Source organism: Gemmatimonadales bacterium (genome assembly GCA_035502185.1).
In the GTDB taxonomy this organism is placed as follows: Bacteria; Gemmatimonadota; Gemmatimonadetes; order Gemmatimonadales; family JACORV01; genus Fen-1245.
This window is the reverse complement of the sequence record DATJUT010000045.1, coordinates 23,226-46,840: the sequence shown is the minus strand read 5'-3', so window position 1 is coordinate 46,840 and position 23,615 is coordinate 23,226. Positions and strand designations below refer to the sequence as shown.

Below are 23,615 nucleotides of genomic sequence, written 5' to 3'. Positions count from 1 at the left end.
GCTACGCCTTCCCCGTCGGCGGCAGGAACGGCTCGACCGTGTCCCGCAGCTGTTCCAGGCTGAACGGTTTGTCGAGCGTGGCCACCGCGCCGCAGGCGGCCGCCATCTTCAGCACCTCCTCCCGCGACTTGAAGCCCCCGCCCGAGATCACGATGACCGGCACGCCGAGCTCGAGCTGCCGGATGCGCACCAGCAGCTCCATCCCGTCCATGTCGGCCATGTACACGTCGCTGATGATGAGGTCGAAGGGGGTGGTCTTCAGCAGCTCGAGCGCTTCGGCGCCGTCGGCCACGTCCCACACCTGGTGGCCGAGTCTCGCGATGCCTTTGTGCACGACCGCCCGGACATCCGCGTCGTCGTCGACGACCAGCACGTGCGCCACGTTGCACCTCGCTCGGCCGCGGGCTCCCTCGCCCGGAGGTCAGGGACGGTCCAGCATCTCTCGAACCTTACGCGCGAGCGCGCGCGGCGTGAAGGGCTTCTGGAGGTAGGCCAGCCCCTCCTCCAGCACGCCGTGCCGCACCACCGCGTCGTCGGTGTAGCCGGAGATGTACAGCACGCGAACCCCGGGCCGGACGGCCGCGAGGGCCTCGGCCAGCTCACGGCCCGTCATCCCGGGCATGACCAGATCGGTGATGAGCAGGTCGATGCGCCCGGCGTGGGCACCGGCCATCCCCAGCGCGGACTGTCCGTCCGGCGCCCGCATCACGCGGTACCCCTTCTGCGACAGCACGTCGGCGACGATCGCCCGCACGGCCGGGTCGTCCTCGGCCACCAGCACGGCCTCGCCGCCACCCGGGACGTCGGCGCCCTCGCCCGACGGCTCCTGCTCCTCGACCGGCGCGTCGACGCGGGGGAGGTACATCTTGAACGTGGCGCCGCGCCCCGGCTCGCTGTACACCCAGACGTAGCCGCCGCTCTGCTTGACGATGCCGTACACCGTCGCGAGCCCGAGGCCGGTGCCCTTGCCCTGCTCCTTGGTCGTGAAGAAGGGCTCGAAGATGTGCGACCGGGTCTCGGCGTCCATCCCCGTGCCGGTGTCGCTCACGGCGAGCAGGACATAGCGGCCCGGCGTGGCGCCCGCGTGCTCCCGCGTGTACGCCGCGTCGAGCTCCACGTTGGCCGTCTCGATGGTGAGCCGGCCGCCGCTGGGCATCGCATCGCGCGAGTTCACCGCGAGGTTGAGGATCACCTGCTCGATCTGACCCGGGTCGGCGCGCACCCGCCACAGCTCCGCGCCGGGAGAGAACGCGAGCTGCACGTCCTCGCCGATCAGGCGGCGCAGCATCTTCTCCAGCGACTGCACCACCGTGTTGAGGTCGAGCACGCGGGACTGCAGCACCTGCTTGCGGCTGAACGCCAGCAGCTGCCGGGTGAGCGCCGCCGCCCGCTGGGCCGCCGTCCGGATCTCCTCGAGGTCCGCGCGCTTGGGATCGTCGGGCGCCAGATCCTCGAGCACCAGATCGCTGTAGCCGGTGATGGCCGTGAGCACGTTGTTGAAGTCGTGCGCCACGCCGCCGGCGAGCCGCCCCACCGCCTCGAGCCGCTGGGCCTGACGGAACTGGTTCTCGAGGCTCCGCTGCCCGGTGACGTCGACGACCACACCCTCGAACTGCTCCTCCTCGCCCTCGGGCGAGGGGATGCCGTGGAAGGTCAGCTCCACCGTGATCGGGCTGCCGTCCCGCCGCTTCCAGGTGACCTCCGCGCGCTCCGAGCGCTCCGCGAGGAGCCGTGCCCGCTCCGCGGGCTCCGCATACACGTCGCGCGCCATGTCGAGACGGAGCAGCTCCTCGGCCCAGCGGTACCCGAGCATCCGGACGAGCGCGGGATTCACCGTGAGGAAGCGCCCCGAGCGCGTCGACCGGTAGATGCCCACGGGCGCGTGCTCGACGAGGCTGCGGAACTCCGCCTCCGAACGCCGCAGCAGGTCCTCCGCCCGACGCCGCTCCGTGATGTCGCGGGAGATCCCGAAGGTTCCGATGATCCGGCCGTCCTCGTCGCGGAGCGGCATCTTGGTGGTGGACACCCAGGCGCTGGGCCGGTCGGGCCAGGTTTCCAGCTCCTCGAGGTCCACCACCGGCAGCCCCGTCCGCAGGATCTCCTGCTCCGTCCTGCGCGCCGCCTCGGCGTGGTCGCTGGCGAAGAACTCGAAGTCGGTCTTCCCCACCGCCTGCCCGGGATCGGCCAGCCCGACCCGCCGTGCCCACGCCTGGTTCGCCGTCAGGAACCGGCTGTCGGCGTCCTTGAAGTAGATCGGATCGGGGAGGTTCTCCATCAGCGTGCGCATCAGGAAGCGCTCCCAGCGCAGCGTCGCCTCCGCCTGCCGTCGCTCCGTGACGTCGCGGAAGTACCACACCCGCCCGTGGTAACCGCCCCCGGCATCGAACATCGGAGCGGAGTAGCGCTCGATGGTCCGGCCGTCCGTGAGCGCCACCTCCTCCTGGCTCTTCTCCTCCCGGTGCTCGTACAGGTAGCGCACCCGCGCCAGAAAGCCCTGCGGATCCGAGACCCTGGCCAGCACCGACTCGAGCACCGGCCGGTCGTCCCGCGCCGCCACCAGCTCGGGCGGGAGCCTGAACAGCTGCACGAACCGACCGTTGTACGCGACGATGTGCCCGCCGTCGTCCACCACGAGGATGCCGTCGAGCGAGGTCTCCTGCTGCGTCGCCAGCACCAGATTCTGGAGGGTCAGCCGCTCTTCCGCCCGCTTGCGCTCCGTGATGTTGTCGAAGACGACCGTGAACTGCCCCGGCTCGGAGCTGTAGGCGGAGACGGTGAACCAGACCCCCAGAACGCACGCTTCCAGCCGCTCGGGTCTGCCCGTGGCAGCAACCCGGCCGTAAGCCTCCATCAAGTCGGGGTTGGAGTCCCGGATGCCCGGGATGACGTCGGTCACCCGCTTCCCGACCACGGCGCTCAGGCCGGTCAGCCGCTCGAAGGACGGATTGACGGCGAGGTACACGTAGTCGGCCGGCACTCCGTGCTCGAAGACCGCCCGGCACACGGCAACGCCCTCGGCCAGGTTCTCGAACAGGGACTGGTCGATGGCCTCCCGGCCTCGCCGCGCCGTCGCGTCCTTGGCGTCGCCGGCGGCCGAGCCGTCCGCGGGCTTGCGACCGCGCGGCTTGCGCCCCCCGGCACTCCCGCCGCCACGCCGCATACCATGCCCCCTCGGTCTGGCACGAGACGCCCTGCCCTGACCCGCCGCCAACGGGCGGCGGAGAAAGGGGATACGGTGACTCGGCTAAACACTTGGGTCTGAGGTTGCCGCTGTCAACCTCGAACGGGGGAGGGTCGGAGCACTATAACTTGTTATAGCCCTTACACGTACCAGCCGCCGACCCTGCCGCGTAGGGGTTTGACCCGTCACGACATTGATCGAGCAAACGCGTCCCGCCGGGCTGCGGCACGGACGCAGAAAGGGCGGACCGTCCGGCCCGCCCTCTGCAGTCTGCAGTCTCGCAACCACTCGCAACTCGGCGTCTCGCAACTGCCCTGCTCTCTGCCCCCTGCTATCTCACTTCTTTGAGGTTGGCATTGACCTGTTCCCAGTTGACCACGTTCCACCACGCCGCGATGTAGTCCGCCCGCCGGTTCTGGTACTTCAGGTAGTAGGCGTGCTCCCACACGTCGAGGCCGAGGATCGCCGCCTTCTTTTCCATCGCGGGGTTGTCCTGGTTCGGGGTGCTCATGATGGCGAGCTTGCCGCCCTCGAAGATCAGCCATGCCCAGCCCGAGCCGAACCGGCCCATCGCCGCCGCCGCGAACTGCTCCTTGAACTTGTCGAAGCCCCCGAAGCTCTTGTCGATCAGGCCCGCGACGTCGCCCTTCGGCGTACCGCCCGCCCCCTTGGCCATCAACTTCCAGAACGCGGTGTGGTTCCAGTGCCCGCCGCCGTTGTTGCGGACCGCCGTGCGGACCGTTTCCGGCACCTTGTCGAGATTGGCGAGCAGCTCGCTCAGCCCCTTCTTCTGCCATTCGGGCGCCTTCTCGAGCGCCGTGTTGAGGTTGGTGACGTAGGCCTGGTGGTGCTTGCCGTGGTGGATCTGCATGGTCTGCGCGTCGACGTGCGGCTCCAGCGCGTCGAACGCGTACGGCAGCGCCGGAAGCGAATACGGATGCGACATGTTAACGTTTCCTTTGTCCGGGAAGTGACCGAAAGATTCCGGGGCGACGACGTTCGCGCAACTGCGAGCCAACGGGCGGCGCCCGGTGTGCGTAACTCACCGGATGGCTCTCAGATACACGCTCTCGACCAGGGTCTCTTCCGTGCGCCACGCCGCGCTGTCCGCCGTCCTCGCCGTCCTGGCCTGTGCCTGCCGCAAGGACGCCCCCCCGCCACGGCCCACCGTGCCCGTCACCGTCGCGCGCGTCGAACAGCGATCCGTGCCCCAGGAGATCAGCGCGATCGGCACCGTGACGCCGATCCAGACGGTGGCGGTGCGCGCCCAGGTGAGCGGCACGCTGGTCCGGGTGGCGTTCCAGGAGGGGGACGAGGTGCAGCCGGGGCAGCTGCTCTTCCAGATCGACTCGCGGCCCTTTCAGGCGGCGCTGGACCAGGCGCTGGCCAACCTGGCGAAGGACCGCGCGCAGCTGGTCAACGCCCGGCAGGAGGTGTCCCGCTACCAGCAGCTGGTGCAGAACGACCTGGCGACGCAGGAGCAGTTCGACCAGTTCAAGGCCAACGCCGACGCGGCGGCAGCGGCGGTGACGGCCGACTCGGCGGCGGTGCAGACGGCGCGCCTCAACCTCGAGTACACCACCATCCGGGCCCAGATCGCGGGCCGCACCGGCAGCCTGCTGCTCCGGGAGGGCAACCTCGTGCCGATCAACGGGGCGACGCCGCTCGTGGTGGTCAACCAGATCCGCCCCATCGCGGTCAGCTTCTCGGTGCCCCAGAAGTACCTCGACGACATCCAGCGCTTCCGCGCCCAGGGCCCGCTCGCGGTCGAGATCCGACCGTCGGACGACACCACCGCCGTGCTGCGGGGTAATCTCACGTTCCTCAACAACCAGGTGGACACCACCACGGGGACGATCCAGCTCAAGGCCACCTTCGCCAACGCCGACCGGAAGCTCTGGCCCGGCGAGTTCGTGGTCGTGCGCCTCGTGCTGAGCGTCGACCGCGACGCGCTGACGATTCCCTCGCAGGCGGTGATGCAGGGGCAGAACGGGACCTACGTCTACCTGGTGACCCCGGACCGTTCGGTGCGCGCCCAGGACGTGACGGTCGGCCGGTCGGCGGGCGACTTCGTGGTGATCGAGAAGGGGCTCACCACCGGGCAACAGGTGGTGACCGACGGCCAGCTCAGGCTGGTGCCCGGCGCCAGGGTGGAGATCAAGGCCGGCAGCGACTCCGGTAGCGGCGCGGCGGCCGGCGGCGGCGCGGTGCCCGGGGGTGGCCTGTGACCATCTCCGGCGGGTTCATCAAGCGGCCCGTGATGACCACGCTGGTCATGACGGGCATCCTGCTGTTCGGGGTGATGGGCTACCGGCTCCTGCCGGTGAGCGACCTGCCCAACGTGGACTTCCCGACCATCTCGGTCAGTGCCAGCCTCCCCGGCGGCAGCCCGGAGACCATGGCGGCCGCGGTCGCGACACCGCTCGAGAAGCAGTTCTCGACCATCGCCGGCATCGATCAGATGACGTCGACCAGCACGCAGGGCAACACCAACATCACGCTGCAGTTCAGCCTGGACCGGGACATCGACGCCGCGGCGGCGGACGTGCAGTCGATGATCGCCAAGACGCTGCGCCAGCTGCCGCTGGGGATTCTGCCACCGAGCTACCAGAAGGTGAATCCGGCGCAGGCGCCGATTCTGTTTCTCGCGCTCACGTCGGCCTCGCTCCCGTTGACGACGCTGGACGAGTACGCCGAGACCTATCTCGCGCAGCGCATGTCGATGGTGCAGGGCGTCGCGCAGGTGCAGGTGTTCGGCTCGATGAAGTACGCCGTCCGCATCCGGGTGGACCCGCGGGCGATGGCGTCGCGTGGCGTGGGGATCGACGAGGTGTACAACGCCATCAACAACGCCAACGTCAACCTGCCGACCGGGATCTTGTGGGGCCTGCACAAGGCCTTCACGGTCCAGGCCAACGGCCAGCTCGCCGACGCCAAGGAGTTCGCGCCGATGGTCGTGGCGTACCGGAACGGCTCCCCGGTACGGCTCGAGGACATCGCCCAGGTCGTGGACAGCGTGCAGAACGCGCAGCAGGCGAGCTGGTTCAACGGGGTGCGGGGCATCGTGATGGCGGTGCAGCGCCAGCCGGGAACCAATACGGTGCAGGTCGCCAGCGACGTCAAGACGCTGCTCAAGAAGCTCCAGGCGCAGATGCCGCCGTCGGTCGAGGTGCAGACCCTCTACGACCGCTCGCTCTCGATCCACAACTCGGTGAACGACGTCAAGGCCACGCTGCTGCTGACGCTGTGCCTCGTGGTGATGGTGATCTTCCTCTTCCTCAGGAACGTCTCGGCCACGGTCATCCCGAGTCTCGCTCTGCCGATGTCCATCGTCGGCACGTTCGCGGTCATGTACCTGCTGGGCTACAGCCTCGACAACCTCTCACTGATGGCGCTGACGCTCTCCGTGGGCTTCGTGGTGGACGACGCGATCGTGATGCTCGAGAACATCGTGCGCCACCTCGAGATGGGCAAACCGGTGATGCAGGCGGCCTTCGACGGCTCGGCGGAGATCGGGTTCACGATCCTCTCGATGACGATGTCGCTGGTCGCGGTGTTCATCCCGGTGCTGTTCATGGGCGGCATCATCGGCCGCCTGTTCCACGAGTTCGCCGTCACGATCGGCGTGGCCATCCTCGTCTCGGGCTTCGTGTCGCTCACGCTGACGCCGATGATGTGCAGCCGCTTCCTGCGTGCCGCGAAGGAACAGCAGCATGGCCGGCTGTTCCAGTGGTCGGAGCACGTGTGGGAACGCACCATCCACGCCTACGACGTGAGTCTCCGGTGGGTGATGCAGCGGCGCCGCCAGACGATGATCTTCTCCGGGGCGATCCTGGTCGCCACGGTCGTGCTGTTCATGAAGGTCCCCAAGGGCTTCCTCCCCAGCGAAGACACCGAGCAGATCTCCGGCACCACCGAGGCGGCCGAGGGAACCGGTTACGACGAGATGGTGCGGCACCAGCAGCAGGTGGCCGCGATCGTCAAGCGCGACCCCAACGTCCTCGACTTCATGTCGTCGGTCGGCGGCGGCAACCAGGGACGCCTGTTCATCCATCTCAAGCCGCGCGCCGATCGCAAGCTGAGCGCCGACCAGGTGATCCGGGAGTTGCAGCCCAAAGTGGCCCAGATCCCGGGGATGCGGGTTTACCTCCAGAACCCGCCCCCGATCAGCGTCGGCGGCCGCGTTTCGAAGGCGCTGTACCAGTTCACGCTCCAGGGCGCCGACATCGACGCGCTCTACCAGTACGCGGGGATCCTGCAGACGAAGATGAGCGCCTCGCCGCTGCTCCAGAACGTGACCAGCGACCTGCAGATCAGGAATCCGCAGGTGAACGTCGAGATCGACCGCGACCGGGCCGCCGCGCTCGGCCTCAACGCCGCTCAGATCGAGAACGCCTTGGCCGACGCCTATGGCCAGGCCCAGATCTCGACCATCCTGACGCCCAACAACCAGTACTGGGTCATCATGGAGCTGATGCCCCAGTACCAGCGCGACATGACGGCGCTCAACCTGCTGTACGTGCTGAACGACAAGGGCGTGCTGGTCCCGCTCGGGTCCGTCGCCACGCTGACCCAGGACGTGGGCCCGCTCTCGGTCAACCACTCCGGCCAGCTGCCGTCGGTGACGATGTCGTTCGACGCCAAGCCCGGCGTCGCGCTGGGACAGGCGGTGGCCGAGGTGCAGGGGATCGCGCGGCAGGTGCTGCCGTCCTCCATCGCCACCCAGTTCGCCGGCACGGCCCAGGCCTTCCAGTCCAGCCAGGCGGGCCTGGTCTTCCTGCTGGTGCTGGCGATCTCGGTGATTTACCTGGTGCTGGGGGTGCTGTACGAGAGCTTCGTCCACCCGCTGACGATCCTCTCGGGGCTGCCGTTCGCCGGTTTCGGGGCGCTGCTGACGCTGCTGATCTTCCGCGTGGACCTGTCGGTGTACGCGTTCGTCGGCATCATCATGCTGGTGGGACTGGTGAAGAAGAACGCCATCATGATGATCGACTTCGCCCTGGACGCGGAGCGCACCGAAGGGAAGGCCCCGGCCGACGCGATCGTCCAGGCCTGCCTGATCCGCTTCCGCCCGATCATGATGACGACCATGGCGGCGCTGATGGCGACGCTGCCGATCGCGCTGGGCCTCGGCGCGGGCGCCGAGTCGCGGCGGCCGCTCGGCCTGGCGGTGGTGGGCGGGCTCGCGTTCTCGCAGGTCGTGACCCTGTACGTGACGCCGGTGGTCTACACGTACATGGACAGGTTCCAGCACTGGCTGGGGCGGGTCTTCGGGGGCGTCATCAGGACGCAGGCGGCTGCGGAAGCGCTGCCGGCGACGGCGGGAGCGGACTGAGGCAGGTGGTAGGTGGTAGGTGGTAGGTGGTGGCCAAGCAAGCGCCGCACCGGTTCACCACGTACAACCGACCGGCTATCGACGTTTCAGCTTCTTCCCAGCACCGGCCCTTCGCTCTCCTTCGGCGGCATCAGGTGGATGACCTGGAGGCGGCAGTTGTTGAGCCGCTGGTAGATCACCTGGGCCAGCCGCTCCATGAAGATGAAGCCGAAGCGCGGGTGTGCCTCGAGGTACTCCAGCAGCGCATCGGCGTCCACCGCGACCACCTCGGTCTTCTCCGACGCCTTGGCGCGCATCGCGCGGGTCCGGGGGGCGATCAGCGAGCCGAAGCCGAACAGGTCGCCCGGCTCGCCGGTGAGAAACCACACCTCCGTGCCCGGCGAGACCTCGAAGCCCTGGCGGATCCGCCCCTTGAGGATGATGTAGGCGGTGCGCCCTTCCTCGTCCCGGTCGAACAGGACGCGTCCGGCCTCGAACGTCTCCCGGCGCGCGAAGGTCGCGATGTCGGCGAGGGCCTGGTCGTCGAAGCCGACGAAGAAGTCGGACCGCTTGAGGTCGTCAATCATGGTGTCCCTCCTTCAGTGCACCGAGCAGGAGACGCACGGGTCGTAGGCGCGGACCAGCATCTCGAGCCCGTGGGCGATCTCCGGCGACGGCCGGCCCACCAGCGACGGCAGGAAGGCGCGCATGTCCGCCTCGATGGACGCCAGGTTCTGGCTGGTAGGGATGATGCAGTTGGCGGCGGCGAGGCGGCCGTCCGCGCCGATGGTGTAGTCGTGCACGAGCGTGCCGCGCGGCACCTCGACCATCCCGACCCCGCGTCCCCCCTCGGGCCGCGTCGGCCGCGCCGGCTCCTCCGGCGCCGGATCCGCCAGGAGCGAGCTGACCGCCTCCACCGCCTCCTGGTGCGCCTGCACCGACTCCACCAGCTGCGCGGCGACGAAGTCGAACGGGTTGCCGGAGCCCGGGCGCAGGCCCAGCCGCCGCGCGGCGTCCCGGGCCCGCGGGTGCAGCCGGTCGTGCGCCAGCGCATAGCGGGCCAGCGCGCCCACGCGGATCGTGCCGCCCCCCCCGGTCCCGCGCACGTGCTTCGAGGCGGAGTGGTCCACCAGGTACTCGTGGAGCACGTCGCCGTACGCCTCGGGCGCCGTGACGGTGCCGGACGTCGAATGCAGCGGACCGCCCATCATCGGGTACGCCCCGCCCGGCTCCAGCGCCGCCAGCAGCTCGGTGCTCCGCTCCACCTGCGGCCACGACAGGGCGGCGAACAGCTCCACCAGCGCGTCGAGGTCCTCCTCCGCCGCGATCAGCTGCTCCTGGAGGGCGCGCAGCTCGGACCGGTCGGGCCAGTGCCCCATCCACCCGGCGTGGTACGAGATCGGCATCACGTGCCGCCCGCTCACCGTGCAGCAGACGTCGTTCGCGAGCCGCTTGAGGCGGAGCGCCCGCTTCACGACGTCGGGATGGCTGCCCACCAGCGGCACGATCGACGGCACGCCGAGCGCGTCGGGCGCCACCAGGAAGCAGACGTGGAGCACGTGCGACTGCAGCCACTCTCCCGCCATGTTCAGCCGGCGCACCACGCGCAGCTTCGGCCCGGGCGTGATGCCGAGGGCGGCCTCGACCGCGTGCACCGACGCGGTGGCGTGGCCCACCGAGCAGATCCCGCAGATCCGGCAGGCGATGCGCGGGGCCTCGTCGTAGGGACGGCCCCGGAGCAGCGCCTCGAAGAAGCGCGGCGCTTCCACGATCTCGAGGTCGCACCGCCGGATCGTGTCGCCCTCGAGGTCCACCACGATGTTGCCGTGGCCCTCGATGCGGGTTACGTGGCGGACGACGACGGCACGGTTGGCTCCCATGCCTGGCGCACCTCGCGATAGTTGTTGAACAGCTCGAGCTTCTCGGCCGCCGTGGCGCGGGGCAGCCCGTGGCGGAGGAACGCTTCGCCCAGCGCCTCGAAGTTCGGCACGTCGTGGAAGCCGCGGCACGCCTCGCAGGGTGCGCCGTACGCGGGGCAGACGGCGCCGCAGCCCGCGCGGGCGACCGAGCCCAGGCACGCGACGCCGGCCTCCAGCAGGCAGGGCGTGCCCCGGAGCGTGCACTCCACGCACACGGCGTGGGGCGGCACGAAAGGGACGGTGCCGGCCAGCAGCGAGCGCACGGCCTCGAGGAACTCGGGCCGGTCGATCGGACAGCCCCGGATCTCGTAGTCGACCTGCACCACCGCGGCGAGCGGGCTCGCGTCCGGCAGCGCGGCGAACACCCCGTCCTCGCGGCCCTCGTACACCTCGCGCGCCAGCTCAGTCAGCGGGCGCCGGTTGCGGATCGCGTTCACGCCGCCCAGGCAGGCGCAGGCCCCGATGGCCACGAGGATCCGGGCGTGGCCGCGAACCTCCCGCAGCTCGGCCACGTCCTCCGGACGGATCACCGAGCCCTCGACGAACGCGATGTCATAGTCGTCGCGCCGGTCGTCCATGGCCTCGCGGAAGTTCACCACTTCGACCGCGCCCAGGAGATCGAGCAGCACGTCCTCCACCGAGAGCACCTGCAGCTGGCACCCCTCGCAGGAGCCGAACGAGAAGAACGCGACCCGGGGCCGCATCACACCACCTCCCGCAGGCCGCGCACCTCGCGCCAGCTCACCAGCGGCCCCTCGCAGCACAGGTAGTGCCCGTCCATCTGGCAGTTGCCGCACAGGCCCAGCCCGCACTTCATCCGGCGCTCCAGCGTGAGCCAGACGTTGTGCTCGTACAGGCCCATCGCCAGCAGGCGCCGCAGGCAGTGGCGGTACATCACCGGCGGCCCGCACAGGAACGCGACCGTGCGGGCGCTGTCGAGGGCGAGGCCGTCCAGCAGCGAGGTGATGACCCCGATGCGCCCGTCCCAGCCCTCGCGCGCCGCATCCACCGTGAGGTGCACGTGGACGTCGTCCTGCCGCGAGGCCCACACCAGCAGGTCGGTGCGGAACAGCAGCTCGTCGGGGCTGCGCGCGCCCACCAGCAGGTCGATGCGCCCGAACCGGTCGCGGCGCCCGAGCGCGCGGCGCACGAACGAGCGCAGCGGCGCCAGGCCGAGGCCGCCCGCCAGGAGGACCAGGTTCGACTCCTCGAACTGGTCCCATTCGACGCGCCGCCCGTACGGCCCGCGGACGTACAGCAGGTCGTTCGCCTGCAGCCGGGTGATCAGGTTCGTCAGCCGGCCGACGCGGCGGATCAGCATCTCGAAGCAGCCCTCCGCCGTCCCCTCGCCCGGCAGCGCGGCCAGCGAGAACGGCGCCTCGCCGATGCCGGGCACGGAGACCATCACGAACTGGCCCGGCTCGGGCGCGAAGCCCGCCGGCGCCTCCACCACGAAGTGGACGTCCCGGGCGTTGTGCGCGACGGCCGACACGATGCGGCAGGGCTGGGGGATCATCGAGGCCTGGGCCATCAGGGCGCTCTCCCCACCTGCACGAAGATGTCCCGGATCGAGATGCGCGTCGGGCAGTGCGTGGCGCAGCGCCCGCAGCCGGTGCAGCCCACGATCCCGTACCGCTCCGGCATGTACTTGCCCTTGCGGAAGATCCGGTAGCGCAGCTGCTGCGCCCGCGTCGGCCGGAAATCGTGGCCGCCGGCCACCCGCGAGAAGCCCGGCACCTGGCACCCGGTCCACGCGCGGGTCCGCGTCCCGTCGCCGCCGCCCAGCGACGCCCGATCGCTGACGTCGAAGCAGGTGCACGTCGGGCACACCAGGTTGCAGCGCCCGCAGGAGAGACACCGGTCGGCCGTCGCCTCCCACAGGATGTCCGACTCCGCCGCCTTGAGCGACGTCGCGAGCCGCTCCGGCGCGAACTGCAGCTGCGCGGGGAACGCCTCGGGCCTGGCGCGGAGCCGCTTGCGCAGCGCCACCAGCTCCTCCGGCGTCGCCGCTTCGAGCGCCGTCACGTCCTTGAGGACCTCGCGGCCGCGGGCCGACTGGACCCGTGCGAGGAACACGCTCCCGACGTCCCACAGGTACAGCGACGCGGGACTCTCGTTCTCGAGGCTGCCCATGTCGCGGCAGAACGATTCCGGGAGGCACGGCGTCCAGCAGGCGAGACCGACGACGAAGGAGCGGTCGAGCCGCCCCGGCACCAGCCGGTCGCGGCAGCTGGACTCGTGGAAGGCGCGCAGCACCCGGAGGGCCGTGAGGTCACAGCCGTGCACGCCGACGAGCGCGACCGGCCGCTCGGTCCCGGGCTCGTCGAAGACGAAGCGCCCGTCACCACCCCGGCGGTAGTGGAACAGCGTCTCGCGGGGCGGGGCGAAGAACTGGCGGGGCGGCAGCATGGTCGTGGGATAGTCGAGCGCGAGCGGCATGCCGGGTCGAACGTCCGTCCAGGCCCACGTCCCCCCGTGCTTCACGGGCCCCACGACCCGGTAGTCGCGCCCCAGCCGCTCGATCAGGCCATCCAGCCGCTCCCGCGGGAGCCGGTAGATCTCGTTGTCCATTCAACTACGAGAGAGCGCAATGAGCGTGCCGGGGGGCGCGGAGGCGTGGTTCGTCCATCAAGCACTGCGGACGGGATACGGCGTGAATGGAGTCGTGATTGACAGGGCCTAGCCGCCGGCGTGTCCCTGAATGTCCCTCGACTCGACGATTCGCACTCCCGGCGCGCCCTCGACGGCCGAGCGCACCAGCGCCGCCGCCACCGACGCCGCGCGCACCGGCTTGAAGCGTCGCGGCACGAGCCACCCGAGGTGCGCGAAGATCCGCTCGCCGAGGCGGAACTCCTCGCGCTCGCCGAGCAGGAGCGACGGCCGCACGATGGTCACGCCCGGATAGCCAAGGGCGAGCACGGCCTCTTCCAGCTCGCCCTTGACCCGGTTGTAGAAGATCCGCGAGCGGGCGTCGGCCCCGAGCGCGCTCACGAGCAGGAACTGCCGCGCGCCCCGCTCGCGCGCGAGCCTCGCGACCGCGAGCGCATAGCCGTAGTCCACCCGGCGGAACCGCTCCTGCGATCCGGCCTGTCGCATCGTCGTGCCGAGGGCGCAGAACACCGCGTCGGCGTCCACGAGCGACGCCGCGGCCTCGAGATGATCGAAGTCCACGACGTGGGCCTCGACCTTGGCCGGCGGCGACGGCAGGGGTCGCCGGGCGAGGACGATGATCCGGGTGCAGGCCGGCTCGTCGACGAGGAGCTTGAGCATCTCGCGGCCGACGAGGCCGGTGGCACCGACGAGGAGAGCGCGCATAGGGGGACCCGAGACCGGCGGCTTACTTCAGCTCCGCCCGCAGGAATGCCACCGTCGCCGGCCACGCCGCCTGCGCCGCCTTCAGGTTCGCTCCGTTCCTCCCCGCCTGGTCGCGCAAGAACCCGTGCCCCGCTCCCTCGTAGACGTGGGGCTCGTAGCGCTTGCCGAGGCGCTGCATCGCCGCGCGCGCAGGCTCGACGGTGCTGGTCACGCGAGCGTCGTCGCCGCCGTAGAAGCCGTAGACCGGAGCGTGGATCCGTGCCATCGCGTCGTCGGCCGGCGGCGTGCCGTAGTAGACGGCCGCGGCCCCCAGGTCCGGCCAGCTCGTGGCGAACGCGAAGCTGGTCGAGCCACCCCAGCAGAAGCCGACGCTCCCGGCGACCTTGCGGGCGGCCGGCTGCGCCATCGCGTACTCGCCCGCCGCCCGCAGCCGGCGCTGCACCTCGTCGGGCTTCAGCGCCTGGATCAGCGCGATGGCGCCCTGCCGGTCCACCGACGACGTGCCGCCGCCGTTCGGGCCTTTGCCCGTGAGCAGGTCCGGCGCGATGGCGATGAAGCCCTCGGCCGCGAGCTGGTCGCTGACCGCGCGGATCCAGTCGGTGAGGCCGAAGATCTCGTGGATCACCACCACCACCGGCGCCCGGTCGCTCCGCTCCGGGTACACGATCCACGCCTTCACGCTGTCGCCGCCGCCCGCGTCGTAGGCCACCCACTCGCCGTGGCGAGGGGACGCATTGAGCCGAGCCACGGCGCTGTCCTCGCCCGGCGGCAGCCCCTGCGCCGCGGCGGCGCCGGCCGGCACGGCCAGGAGCGAGAGGACCGTCTTGAGGATTCCCCGCTTCGGCATAGACTACCTCCTCTTCCCGGAACGTCGAGGTTCGGATGCGCATCGCCGTCGGCACCAGCGGCTATGCCTACAAGGAATGGAAGGGCACGTTCTACCCCGCGGACCTGCCGGCCGACGGGATGCTGCGATACTACGGCGAGCGGTTCGGGACGGTGGAGATCAACAACACCTTCTACCGGATGCCCTCGGAGAAGATCCTGCTCGCCTGGGCCGCCGAGGTGCCCGAGAGCTTCACCTTCGTGCTGAAGGCGTCGCAGAAGATCACCCACTTCAAGCGCCTGAAGGACGTGTCCGGCGAGGTCGAGTACTTCCTGCGCGTCGCCAACGTGCTCGGCCCCAGGCTGGGCCCGACCCTGTTCCAGCTGCCCCCCAACCTCAAGAAGGACCTGCCGCGCCTGGTGGACTTCCTCGCGCTGGTGCCGCGGGCCTGGCGCGCCGCCTTCGAGTTCCGTCACGCCTCCTGGTTCGACGACGAGGTCTTCACCGCACTCAGGGGCCACAACGCCTCGCTGTGCGTCGCCGATGCGGACCCCGCGGAGGAAGGCGACAAGGAGGCGCTGCAGGTCCCGTTCGTCGCCACCGCCGATTGGGGATACCTCCGGCTGCGGCGTGCCGGCTACACCGCGGCGGACCTCGCCGGGTGGGCCGGGCGGGTGACGTCGCAGGCCTGGAAGGACGCCTTCGTGTTCTTCAAGCACGAGGAGGCCGGCGCGGGACCCAAGCTCGCCGCCCAGTTCACAGCGCTCCTGCCCAGGAGCTGAGGGCGTCCGCCAGCTCGTCCAGCACCGCGGCCGCGTCGCGGCCCGAGGACCTGGGCACGGCGAAGGAGTGATTGGCGCCCTCCACGAGGTGGAGCGTGGCGCGCGGGCCGAGCCCGCGCACCACCGGCTCCAGCAGGTCCAGCCCCGCGAACTCGTCGCGCGTGCCCTGCAGGAACAGCATCGGCACGGCGACGCGGGCCAGGTGCTCCGCGCGCTCCGTGCCCGGCTTGCCCGGCGGGTGGAGCGGAAAGCCGAGAAAGGCGAGGCCGCGCACCCCGGGCAGCGGCGATGCGGCGGCCGCCGTCGAGGTCATCCGTCCGCCGAACGACTTGCCGCCGGCCACGAGCGGCAGCCCCGGAAGATCGGCGCCGGCCCGCTCCACCGCCGCGCGGACCGTGGCCGCGGCCACGGCCGGCGGATCGGGCCGACCCTTCCGGGCCTCCATGTACGGAAACTGGTAGCGGAAGGACGCGACCCCGCGCGCGGCCAGGCGCGCCGCGACGCCCTCGAGGAACGGGTGCTTCATCCCCGCCCCGGCCCCGTGCGCGAGCACGCAGCCCACCCGCGCGCCCGCGGGCCTGGTCAGCAGCGACGACACCGTCCCCGAGCCCGGCACCTCGAAGCTGCCGGGCGTAGCGGCCGCGCCGGGAACGCCCGCGGCGGATCCGGCCGTCACCTGCGCCCCGCCCGCGCCGCAGGCCGCTTCGCCCGCGCCGCGTCCAGCCGTTCCTTGAGACGCCCGAGCGCCGCCACGAGGTCGGGCGCGAGGCCCAGGACCGGCAGCAGCGGGTCGCCGCGCAGCTTCTCCATCCGCGCCGGCATCGTCCTGATGGTGAACTGCGCCAGGCTGAGCTTCGGCCCGACCTCGCTCCATGCCAGCGGCGCCGAGACCAGGGCCCCCGGCACCGGCCGCACGCTGTAGGGCGCGGCGAGCAGGCGCCCGTGGCCGTTCTGCACGTAGTCGAGATACACGCGGCCGTCCCGCTTCGAGACCTGGCGGGTGATGGTGGCGATGTCCGGCAGCTCGGCGGCCACCACCCGCGCCAGCAGGCCGCCCAGGGTCCGCGCCTGCTCGAAGGTGCATTGGCGGCCGAGCGGCACCAGCACGTGGAGCCCGGTGGAGCCGCTGGTCTTCACGAAGCAGGGCAGCGCGATCTCGTCGCACATCGCGTGGACCGCCCGCGCCACCGTCACCACGTGCTCGAACGGCGCGTCCTTGGGATCGAGGTCGAGGATGCACCAGTCCGGCGTCTCCAGCGTCGCGACCCGGCTCCCCCAGACGTGCAACGGGATCGCGGCCATGTTCGCGATGTAGAGCAGCGAGGCCTCGCCGTCGCACACGAAATAGTTCAGCTCCCGCTGCGACTCCGCGCTCCACATCCGCACGGTACGCACGAAATCGTGCGCGTAGGCCGGCGCATCCTTCTGGAAGAACGACTTGCCCTCGATCCCGTCGGGGTAGCGCGTCAGCACCAGCGGGCGGTCCTCGAGAAACGGCAGCAGCCAGGGCGCGATGGCGCGATAGAACTCGATCAGGTCGGCCTTGGTGTAGCCCTCGCGCGGCCAGAAGACCTTGTCCAGGTTGGTGAACGTGAAGGCTGGTGGTGGGTGGTGGGTGGTGGGTGGTAGTGAAGGGGCCTCTTCCACGGCCGACAACCCACCACCTACGCCCTGCCGCACGCACTCCGATGCCTGTTTATCACTCCGGAACCTCAGGAACGCCGGCTGCCTGAGCAGCCCGTCCGGACTCCACTCCAGGAACCGCACCTCCGCCACCAGGCGCGGCTCGACCCACACGTGCTCCCTGCCGGCGGGGACGGCGCCGCCGCACGGCGGGTCCGGGCGCCGCGAGCCCTCGAGCGCCGCGGCGTACTCCTCCAGCTGGCCGGTGTCGAAGCCGGTGCCCACGCGCCCCGCGTAGACGAGCGCGCCGCCGGGCCGGTCGTACATCGCGAGGTGCAGCGCGCCGAAGCCCACGCGCGAGCCCTTGGGCCGCGTGAAGCCGACCACCACGAAGTCGTCGGTGCGCTCCGCGCGCACCTTGAGCCACGCCGGCGACCGGCCCGCGCGGTACGGCGCGTCGGCCTTCTTGGCCACGATGCCCTCGAGCCCCAGCTTCGTCACCTGCGCGTATACCGCCACGCCGTCGGTCTCGAAGTGCTCGAGGTAGCGCAGCGGGCCGACCTCGGGCACCACGGTCCGCAGCAGCTGCTTCCGCTCCACCAGCGGCAGGCCCCGCGCGTCGAAGCCCTCGGCCGCGACCAGGTCGAACAGGAACAGCGACGCCGGCTGCTCCACCGACCAGCGGCGGACGTCGGTGGCGCGGGACATCCGCGCGCGCTCGCCGAGGCGGTGGAAGCTGGGGCGGCCCGCGTCGTCGTACACCACCAGCTCGCCGTCCATCACCAGGTCCGCATAGGGCAGCGCCGCCAGCGACCGCACCACTTCGGGGAACGCCGCCGAGAGGTCGTTGCCGTTGCGCGTGGTGAGCTTCCCTTCCCCGCCTTCGCGCGACGCCAACATCCGGTAGCCGTCGAGCTTCAGCTCGAAGATCCAGCCCGGCTTGCTGAACGGCTCGTCGCGCGGCTCGGCGAGCATCAGCTCCACGTCCTTCGCCCGCAGCTTCCGGCGCGGGGCGCCGAGCCGCTCCAGCGACGCCCGCAGCGGCGCCGCCACGTCGGTGCGCGCCTTGAGCACCTCGACCGGCAGGCCGGACAGCACCGAGCCGGCCGGAAACACCGTGCCGTCGCCGGTCGTCATCTGCGCGTCGCGTTCCTTGATCAGCAGCCAGTCCTTGTGGCTCTTCTTGATCTTCACCAGCGTCCAGCGGCCTTTGAGCTTGTAGCCGCGGAGGTCGAAGAGCAGCTTGCCCTTCTCCAGCCCCGCGTGCGGGTCCTCGACCGGGACCCACATCCCGCGATCCCACACGATCACCGCGCCCGCGCCGTAGTTGCCTTCGGGGATGATGCCTTCGAAGTCGCCGTACTCGAGCGGGTGGTCCTCGACCATCACCGCCAGCCGCTTGTCGGCCTGGTTGCGCGAGGGCCCCTTGGGCACGGCCCACGAGCGCAGCACCCCGTCCATCTCGAGCCGGAGGTCGAAGTGCAGCTGCCTAGCCGCGTGCTGGTGCACGACGAACAGGTGGCCGCCCCGCGGGACGGCCGCGACGATGCCGGACGGCTCCGGCGTGGCGTCGGCGGAACGCTTGGCGCGATAAGCGCTTAGCGCATCGGCGGCCGGCTTCCTGGTTGCGCCCATGGTTGAGAATTCTTATCATACCGCCCCCTATGCCAGCGCGTCCAATCGGTTCGGCCACGATCTCGTTCGGCCTGGTGTCGCTGCCGATCAAGCTGTTCTCGGCCAGCGAGTCCCAGGCGGGCGTCACGTTCAACTGGCTGCACAAGGCGTGCGGCTCGCGCCTCAAGCAGCAGTACGTGTGTCCCAAGGACGGCGCGAAGGTCGAGAAGGACGAGATGGTGAAGGGGTACGAGTTCTCCAAGGGCCAGTACGTGCTGTTCACGCCGGACGAGCTGAAGGCGATGGGCGAGGAGTCCACGGGCGCGGTGGACATCCAGGAGTTCGTGCCGGCCGAGCAGGTGGACCGGCTGTGGCTCGACAAGGCGTACTTCCTCGGCCCGGACAAGGGCGGCGAGCGCGCGTACAAGCTGCTGGCGGAGGCGCTCAAGGTCACCAAGCGCGCGGCGCTCGGCCAGTTCGCGTCCCGGGGCAAGCAGTACCTGGTGATGGTGCGCCCGCTGGGGGCCGGGCTGGTGATGGAGCAGCTGCACTACGCGGACGAGATCCGCGACATCGCCGAGGTGCCGATCCCCGAGGGCGAGGTGAAGCAGGCCGAGCTGGCGCTCGCCATGCAGATCGTCCAGCAGGGCGCGTCCGACACGTTCCAGCCGGCGAAGTACGAGGACAACGTCAAGAAGCGGATGCTCGACAGCATCCAGCGCAAGGTCGAGGGCCAGGAGATCACCTCCGAGCCGGCCGCGGCGCCGGAGACCCAGATCATCGACCTGATGGAGGCGCTGAAGGCGAGCCTGGCGAAGGGCGCGGGCGCCAGGGGCGAGGCGGCCGAGGCGGAGGAGCGCAAGCCGGCCAAGCGGGCGCCGCGCCTCAAGCTGGAGAAGCCCGCCGAGACGGCGAAGCGGAAACGGAAGGTCTCGTAACCGCGCTCCGATGAAGGGCTACGCGACGCGAGACGTCGCCAGGCTCCTCGGTCTCACCATCTCCCAGGTGCGGGCGTTCGCCCGCAGCGGCTTCCTCGCTCCCGACCGCGGTCCACGCGGGGAGTTGCGCTTCTCGTTCCCGGACCTCGTGCTGCTCCGCACCGCCAAGGGGCTGGCCGCCTCGCGCGTGCCCGCGCGCCGCATCCGCCGCGCGCTGCGCATCCTGAAGCGGCAGCTGCCCGCGGGCCGGCCGCTCTCGGCGGTGCGGATCTCCGCCGACGGCGACCGGCTGGTGGTGCGCGAGGGGACGACCGCCTGGAACCCGGAGTCCGGGCAGATCCAGCTCGACTTCGCGGTGGCCGATCTGGCGAGCCGGGCGGCGCCGCTGGCCCGGCAGGCCGCGCGCGCGGCGCGGGTCGCGGCCGAGCCGCTGGCCGCGGACGAGTGGTACGACCTCGGCTTCGACCTCGAGGCCGTGGACCTCGAGGAGGCGCGGGACGCGTACCGCCGCGCGCTGGAGCTCGATCCCGACCACAGCGACGCGCACGTCAACCTCGGCCGTCTGCTCCAGGAAGGGGGCGACGCCGCCGAGGCCGTGGCGCACTACCGCCTGGCCCTCGAGCGGAACGCGCGGCACGCCACGGCGTGGTACGACCTGGGGATCGCGCTGGAGGACCTGAGGCGGCGCGCCGACGCCATCCGGGCCTACGAGCGGGCGATCGCCGTCGATCCCAAGCTCGCCGACGCGTACTTCAACCTGTCGCGCCTCTACGAGGAGGCCGGCAAGCGCGCCGCCGCGCTGCGCAGTCTCAGCCGCTACCGGCTGCTCGCCGGGCGGGAGACGGGCTGACCGCGCGCCGCGCTCCGCCCGGCCGCCAAGCGCGTGCGGACGGGACCACCTCGTGATAGGTTCCGTGCCATGATCATTCCCTCGAACGTGCCGTCGCAGCTGCCGTCTCCGCGGGTGCAGGAGCTGGGACAGAAGCTCGCGCTCGCCATCTCGGAGTTCCGGCAGCGCTACCCCGACGTCAGCGAGGACGAGGTCCGCCAGGCCGCGCGGCTCGCCACCAACGTGGTGGCCACGCCCCGGCGGGTCGCCACCGGCCTGACCGCGGCGCTCGTGGCCGCGCTCGTGGCGGGGGGCGGACTGGTGTGGCTGGACAGCGCCTCGTCCGGAGGAGGCCACCTGGGCGTGGACCTCGCGGCGGGCGCCGTGGCGCTGCTGGCCGTCATCGCGGTCGTCCGGAGCCGCGCGCAGGGCTGAATCCCGGGGCCGACCGGGCTCCATCGCTCTTTCGCCACAGGGGTACCCCAGCATGCCGGGAAGGCTGACGAAGACGGGTCAGGTCATCCTCGAGACGGCGACGCCCAAGGCCTCGGCGCTCGGCGCGCTGTGGGCCAGCATCGCGCTGCTGCTCGCCATCGCCCTGATCGACTACCTGATCGGCTACGAGATCCCGATCATGGTGGTGTACCTCGTCCCGGTGTTCGTCGCCACGTGGAACGTGGGCCGCACGCCGGGGATGGTCCTGGCCGTCGCCAGCGCGGTGCTGAGCGTGGGCGGCGACCAGCTGGCCGGAGCGCCGCACCGCACCTGGCTGATCCCCGTCACCATGCTGGTGTTGTGGTCGGTGCTGTTCGTGGTGTTCGTCCTGGTCCTCACCGAGCTCAAGCGCGCGCTCGAGCGGGAGCAGGAGCTGGCGCGCCTCGACGCCCTGACCACCGTCAACAACCGGCGGCACTTCGAGGAGCTGGCCGCGGCCGAGCTGAATCGCGCCAAGCGCAACGGCCGGCCGCTCACGGTGGCCTACGTGGACCTGGACAACTTCAAGCAGGTCAACGACCAGCTCGGCCACGGGGCCGGCGACACGCTGCTCCAGGCGGTGGCCGGCACGATGCAGCACCGGCTGCGGATCACCGACGCGCTGGGCCGGATGGGTGGCGACGAGTTCGCGATCTGCCTCCCGGAGACCGGGGTCGCGGCGGCGCGGACCGTGCTCGACGACCTGCGCCACCAGGTCGTGGCGGCGCTGCCGGAGAACTGCCGGTTCGTGACGATCAGCATCGGCGCGGTCACGTTCGTCAAGCCGCCGATGACCGTGCAGGAGCTGCTCCACCGCGCCGACGAGATGCTGTACGCGGCCAAGCGGGACGGCAAGGACCAGCTGAAGGTCGAGACGGCCTGAGCCGCTAGCGCGGCACCACCATCACTTCGACGTGCGAGGGCGCCCCGGCGGTGCGGTAGACGCGCACCGTCTCGGCCCGGTACGCGCTCGCCGGTGCGAGGAAGATGTTGGGCACGAAGGTCTGCGGGTTCCGGTCGTAGAGCGGGAACCACGTGCTCTGCACCTGCACCATGATCCGGTGGCCGCGCCGGAAGGTGTAGAGCTGGTGGTGCAGGTCCACGGTGTACGCCAGGGCGGCGCCGGGGGGAATCGCCTCGGGCCGCTCCCAGCTGGTGCGGTAGCGGCCGCGCATGATGTCCCCCGCCACCATCAGCTCGTAGCCCGCCATCCCGGAGTCGGCCGCGACGGTGTCGCGCGGATCCGCGTCGGGATACACGTCGATGAGCTTCACCACCCAGTCGGCGTCCGAGCCGGTCGTGGACGCGAACAGCCGCGCCGTCACGTCGCCGGCGATCGTCAGGTCGGCCGCGAGCGGCTCCGTCTTCCAGGTGCGCACGTCGGGCCGCCCGTCCACGAAGCGCTGGTCCTCGGTCATCCAGCGCGCCCACCGCGAGCCCGGGCTGTAGGTGATCTCGACCGGCCGCGGCCGATAGGGGACCGGGTTGGCCGGGTCGGAGACCCACGCATCGTCGCCGGCGCGGTCGCGGGGCGGCTCGAAGGACAGGACGCCGCCGGCGTGGAAGTAGAGGTCGCGCGCCGCCGCATCGCGCGGCGGCCAGCGGTCGAGGCTCCGCCACGCGCGCGCGCCGCCGTCGAACAGCCGGGCCACCGGGAAGCGGCCGTCGCCCTTCCCCTTCAGCCACCAGGCGAACCACGGCGCCTGGATCTCGGTCAGGAAGGAGTCGGAGGTCGCGCTGCCCCACCGCACGTTGCCCAGCGCCTCGCCGCCCGGATAGCCCCACTGGCCGTGGCTCCACGGCCCGATCACGAGGTGATCGACGCCGGCCGTGTCGAAGCGCGCCAGCGCCTCGAAGGTGGCCTGCGGGCCGAACAGGTCCTCCTGGTCCCAGAACCCGCCGACCGTGAGGGTGGGCACGGCGGCGCCGGTGACGACGCGCTCGAAGGCGCGCCGCTGCCACACGCTGTCGTACGCCGGGTGCTCGACGAACCGCCGCCAGGTCGGAATCCGCATCGCGCCGGTGGAGTCGGTCAGGGCTTTCAGGCTCGGAAAGCCGAGGTACCACGCGTAGGTGTCGCTGCCGGTGATCGGCATCCGGCCGGCGCCGACCTCGCGCGATTCCATCCCCCACCCGTACTCGAAGCCGTACGACTGGCGGAACGCGCCCTGGTGGAAGAAGTCGTCCCCCAGCCAGGTATCGGTCATCGGCGCCTGCGGCGAGACGGCCTTCACCGCGGGGTGGGCGCCGATCAGCGCCTCCTCGGCGAGCCAGCCCGGATACGAGATGCCGAACAGGCCGACCTTCCCGTTGTTGCCGGGCACGTTGTGGATCAGCCACTCGACGGTGTCGTAGGTGTCCGTGCTTTCGTCGGTGGCGGCGCGGTCCCCGGGGCTGCGGTTGGGGCGGTTCATGACGAACGCGCCCTCCGACCGGTTGCGGCCGCGGATGTCCTCCTGGACGAACACGTAGCCGTCGGCCGCCAGCGCCGCGAGATTCGGCGGCGCCTCCTCGCCCGCTCCCCAGCCGCCGGCGCCGTACGGCGTCCGGTTGAGGAGGATCGGCAGCGGCCCGTCGGCGCCGCGCGGGGTCATGACCACCGCGAACAGCCTCACCCCGTCGCGCATCGGGATCATCACCTCGCGGCGGTCGAAGACCGGCGGTCCGCCGGGCCGCGGCTGGGCGCAACCGGGAACGGCGGCGGCGAGCGCGAGGAACAGCGAACCGGCGTGGAGCAGGCGCATGCTTCCCCCAGGCGGAGGCGCGGGTCGGGGCGGAAGGGGTGCAAGCTGGCCAAGCC

20 protein-coding genes are annotated in these 23,615 nt (G+C 71.1%); 7 read left to right on the top strand and 13 right to left on the bottom strand.

Annotation, left to right across the window (positions count from 1 at the left end):
* Position 1 precedes the first annotated feature (1 nt).
* From VMF70_05860 to VMF70_05850, 3 genes are all read right to left on the bottom strand, one after another.
* Positions 2–382: a response regulator gene (locus VMF70_05860; protein ID HTT67537.1), complete on the bottom strand. Its 381-nt coding sequence runs from the start codon at positions 380–382 to the stop codon at positions 2–4.
* Positions 383–421: 39 nt separating this feature from the next.
* Positions 422–3,160, bottom strand: coding sequence for a PAS domain-containing protein (locus VMF70_05855; protein HTT67536.1), 2,739 nt, complete (start codon positions 3,158–3,160; stop codon positions 422–424).
* Positions 3,161–3,512: 352 nt separating this feature from the next.
* A complete protein-coding gene (locus tag VMF70_05850; protein ID HTT67535.1) occupies positions 3,513–4,127 on the bottom strand; it encodes a superoxide dismutase in 615 nt (204 codons plus the stop codon).
* 142 nt (positions 4,128–4,269) lie between these two features.
* Here VMF70_05850 and VMF70_05845 point away from each other — a divergent pair, with 142 nt between their 5' ends.
* Together VMF70_05845 and VMF70_05840 are read left to right on the top strand one after the other, a co-directional pair.
* On the top strand, positions 4,270–5,409 hold the full coding sequence (locus tag VMF70_05845; protein HTT67534.1) for an efflux RND transporter periplasmic adaptor subunit: 1,140 nt from the start codon (positions 4,270–4,272) through the stop codon (positions 5,407–5,409).
* On the top strand, positions 5,406–8,516 hold the full coding sequence (locus tag VMF70_05840) for an efflux RND transporter permease subunit (GenBank protein ID HTT67533.1): 3,111 nt from the start codon (positions 5,406–5,408) through the stop codon (positions 8,514–8,516). Before VMF70_05845 ends, VMF70_05840 begins: the two co-directional genes overlap by 4 nt.
* An 86-nt stretch (positions 8,517–8,602) precedes the next feature.
* Here VMF70_05840 and VMF70_05835 read toward each other — a convergent pair whose 3' ends face one another.
* From VMF70_05835 to VMF70_05805, 7 genes are all read right to left on the bottom strand, one after another.
* Complete coding sequence (locus VMF70_05835; GenBank protein HTT67532.1) at positions 8,603–9,082, bottom strand: Crp/Fnr family transcriptional regulator; 480 nt, start codon at positions 9,080–9,082, stop codon at positions 8,603–8,605.
* 12 nt (positions 9,083–9,094) lie between these two features.
* On the bottom strand, positions 9,095–10,375 hold the full coding sequence (locus VMF70_05830) for a nickel-dependent hydrogenase large subunit (GenBank protein HTT67531.1): 1,281 nt from the start codon (positions 10,373–10,375) through the stop codon (positions 9,095–9,097).
* Positions 10,339–11,118 carry a hypothetical protein gene (locus VMF70_05825; GenBank protein ID HTT67530.1) on the bottom strand — a complete coding sequence of 260 codons (780 nt, stop codon included), beginning with the start codon at positions 11,116–11,118 and terminating at the stop codon, positions 10,339–10,341. Before VMF70_05825 ends, VMF70_05830 begins: the two co-directional genes overlap by 37 nt.
* Positions 11,118–11,945 (bottom strand): FAD/NAD(P)-binding protein, encoded by an 828-nt coding sequence (locus VMF70_05820; protein HTT67529.1) that lies wholly within the window; start codon positions 11,943–11,945, stop codon positions 11,118–11,120. Before VMF70_05820 ends, VMF70_05825 begins: the two co-directional genes overlap by 1 nt.
* The gene (locus tag VMF70_05815) at positions 11,945–12,985 is read right to left on the bottom strand and encodes a 4Fe-4S dicluster domain-containing protein (protein HTT67528.1); all 1,041 of its coding nucleotides are present in this window, start codon (positions 12,983–12,985) and stop codon (positions 11,945–11,947) included. The genes VMF70_05820 and VMF70_05815 overlap by 1 nt, the downstream gene beginning before the upstream one ends.
* A gap of 108 nt (positions 12,986–13,093) precedes the next feature.
* A complete protein-coding gene (locus VMF70_05810; protein ID HTT67527.1) occupies positions 13,094–13,729 on the bottom strand; it encodes an oxidoreductase in 636 nt (211 codons plus the stop codon).
* A gap of 22 nt (positions 13,730–13,751) precedes the next feature.
* The gene (locus tag VMF70_05805; protein ID HTT67526.1) at positions 13,752–14,576 is read right to left on the bottom strand and encodes a dienelactone hydrolase family protein; all 825 of its coding nucleotides are present in this window, start codon (positions 14,574–14,576) and stop codon (positions 13,752–13,754) included.
* Positions 14,577–14,611: 35 nt separating this feature from the next.
* Here VMF70_05805 and VMF70_05800 point away from each other — a divergent pair, with 35 nt between their 5' ends.
* On the top strand, positions 14,612–15,337 hold the full coding sequence (locus VMF70_05800; protein HTT67525.1) for a DUF72 domain-containing protein: 726 nt from the start codon (positions 14,612–14,614) through the stop codon (positions 15,335–15,337).
* Here the strand turns inward: VMF70_05800 and VMF70_05795 are convergent.
* Together VMF70_05795 and ligD are read right to left on the bottom strand one after the other, a co-directional pair.
* Positions 15,312–16,013 carry an alpha/beta family hydrolase gene (locus VMF70_05795; GenBank protein HTT67524.1) on the bottom strand — a complete coding sequence of 234 codons (702 nt, stop codon included), beginning with the start codon at positions 16,011–16,013 and terminating at the stop codon, positions 15,312–15,314. The two genes, VMF70_05800 and VMF70_05795, sit on opposite strands and share 26 nt — an antisense overlap.
* Positions 16,010–18,595, bottom strand: coding sequence for a DNA ligase D (ligD, locus tag VMF70_05790; protein ID HTT67523.1), 2,586 nt, complete (start codon positions 18,593–18,595; stop codon positions 16,010–16,012). Before ligD ends, VMF70_05795 begins: the two co-directional genes overlap by 4 nt.
* A 29-nt stretch (positions 18,596–18,624) precedes the next feature.
* Between ligD and VMF70_05785 the strand changes: the two genes are divergently transcribed.
* From VMF70_05785 to VMF70_05770, 4 genes are all read left to right on the top strand, one after another.
* On the top strand, positions 18,625–19,512 hold the full coding sequence (locus VMF70_05785; protein HTT67522.1) for a Ku protein: 888 nt from the start codon (positions 18,625–18,627) through the stop codon (positions 19,510–19,512).
* A 10-nt stretch (positions 19,513–19,522) separates the two neighbouring features.
* Positions 19,523–20,362: a tetratricopeptide repeat protein gene (locus VMF70_05780; protein ID HTT67521.1), complete on the top strand. Its 840-nt coding sequence runs from the start codon at positions 19,523–19,525 to the stop codon at positions 20,360–20,362.
* Between the two features lie 69 nt (positions 20,363–20,431).
* Entirely contained in the window at positions 20,432–20,776 is a 345-nt protein-coding gene (locus VMF70_05775; GenBank protein ID HTT67520.1) for a hypothetical protein, read from the top strand.
* A 52-nt stretch (positions 20,777–20,828) separates the two neighbouring features.
* Positions 20,829–21,698 (top strand): GGDEF domain-containing protein, encoded by an 870-nt coding sequence (locus tag VMF70_05770; protein ID HTT67519.1) that lies wholly within the window; start codon positions 20,829–20,831, stop codon positions 21,696–21,698.
* A 4-nt stretch (positions 21,699–21,702) separates the two neighbouring features.
* On the opposite strand, the gene VMF70_05765 is transcribed toward VMF70_05770, so the two are convergent.
* Positions 21,703–23,559 (bottom strand): CocE/NonD family hydrolase, encoded by a 1,857-nt coding sequence (locus VMF70_05765; protein HTT67518.1) that lies wholly within the window; start codon positions 23,557–23,559, stop codon positions 21,703–21,705.
* Positions 23,560–23,615: the final 56 nt, after the last annotated feature.